Source organism: Campylobacter sp. W0014, from assembly GCF_020135975.1.
Taxonomy (GTDB): Bacteria; Campylobacterota; Campylobacteria; order Campylobacterales; family Campylobacteraceae; genus Campylobacter_D.
Genome location: NZ_JACHTR010000069.1, coordinates 1 through 1,222, shown reverse-complemented (window position 1 = coordinate 1,222; position 1,222 = coordinate 1). Strand labels below are relative to the sequence as shown.

Annotated in this window: 2 protein-coding genes; both read left to right on the top strand. The window is 24.5% G+C overall.

The genetic code is table 11. From position 1 onward, the window contains the following. Nucleotides 1-122 precede the first annotated feature (122 nt). A complete protein-coding gene (locus tag H2277_RS08965) occupies nt 123-605 on the top strand; it encodes a methyltransferase (protein ID WP_337201961.1) in 483 nt (160 codons plus the stop codon). After that, the gene (locus tag H2277_RS08960; protein WP_337201960.1) at nt 599-1,153 is read left to right on the top strand and encodes a hypothetical protein; all 555 of its coding nucleotides are present in this window, start codon (nt 599-601) and stop codon (nt 1,151-1,153) included. The genes H2277_RS08965 and H2277_RS08960 overlap by 7 nt, the downstream gene beginning before the upstream one ends. The last annotated feature ends 69 nt before the right edge of the window (nt 1,154-1,222 follow it).

The window sequence follows — 1,222 nt, the reverse complement described above, 5'->3', positions numbered from 1 at the left end:
GTAAATGATAGATTTAGCAGGTGTGATTTGTTAATCACAGTAAAGTGTTTTTTGCTTATGTGCTATATTTTATTGTTATAATTTATAAAAAGTGATGAAAAATATACAGGACAAAGTTACTAATGAACCCAGAACTTATCTCTCAAATCAAAGACTATGCTGATATAGCAGATGCTAGTTATGCTATGTTGCAATATGTTTGGGAAAATATAGAGCAAGATGAAAAGAATAATATTTATAAAGCAGATAAACTTACTTTTGGTGATAAATTAAAGCAAGATATTGTTATGAAAAATAGTAAAGGGGAAGATATTGTAAAACCTAAAAATACAAACACAGCTTATGCTTGTGCTATACAAGCTCGTTTTGAACAAAATAAAATAGTTAAAATAGAACCTAAATATTGTATTTCTCTTATAAATACTTGTTTTGATAGTAAAGAAATAACATTGGATAATGATATTAGTAGGGTAGGATTGAATGATGCACTGAGTAAAAGAACTATTGATTTTGTAAATAGATTTAAACTTTTAAAACATCAGCCCAACACTACAAATTGTCTTATGAAAAAACAGAGAAAATTAAGAGGAGTTAATAAATGCTAGAATTCTTTGTTAATCTTTTAATATTTATTCTTATATTTTTCTTTTTTGTTTTTATATTTTCTATTATTTTATATTTTATCTTTAAAATTTTTTATAAAATAAAAAATAAAACAAAAACTATAAATTTTAAAACAATATTTAAAAAATTTACTTTGTTTCTTTTACCTGTATATCTTTTATTATTCTTAGTAGGAGGATGTTCTTATAAATATATGGATCCGCAGTATTATGAGTTTAAGAGCTTGTGTTATTTTAATTTGGGAAAAGTGTTGATTGAGGATGAATCTATAAAGAATAAAACGAATATAATAGTGACACCTAAAAGTAAGCAAATAAAAGATAGGATAGTGGAAACTAGATTTGAAAGAAAAAATGAAAACCAAGTAGTGTATTATCGTATTAATACATATTTTTATGATAATTATGGTATATTCTTGAAAGGCGATGAGGGTGCTGGATTATATTTTAGATATATGGAAGTATTAAGTTGTAAGAATATTGACAAAAAATTTAAGAAAGATGACTGGCAAGTTGAAACTTTGGAATAACAAATGAGCAAAAACATTAAAACACAAGAAGCTAAATTAGACTTAATCACTAAATTTTTAGACTATGCT

Excerpts from the sequence above, each read along its gene's own strand:
- H2277_RS08965 (WP_337201961.1), top strand. The coding sequence starts at position 123 with ATGAACCCAGAACTTATCTCTCAAATCAAAGACTATGCTGATATAGCA.
- H2277_RS08960 (WP_337201960.1), top strand. The coding sequence starts at position 599 with ATGCTAGAATTCTTTGTTAATCTTTTAATATTTATTCTTATATTTTTC.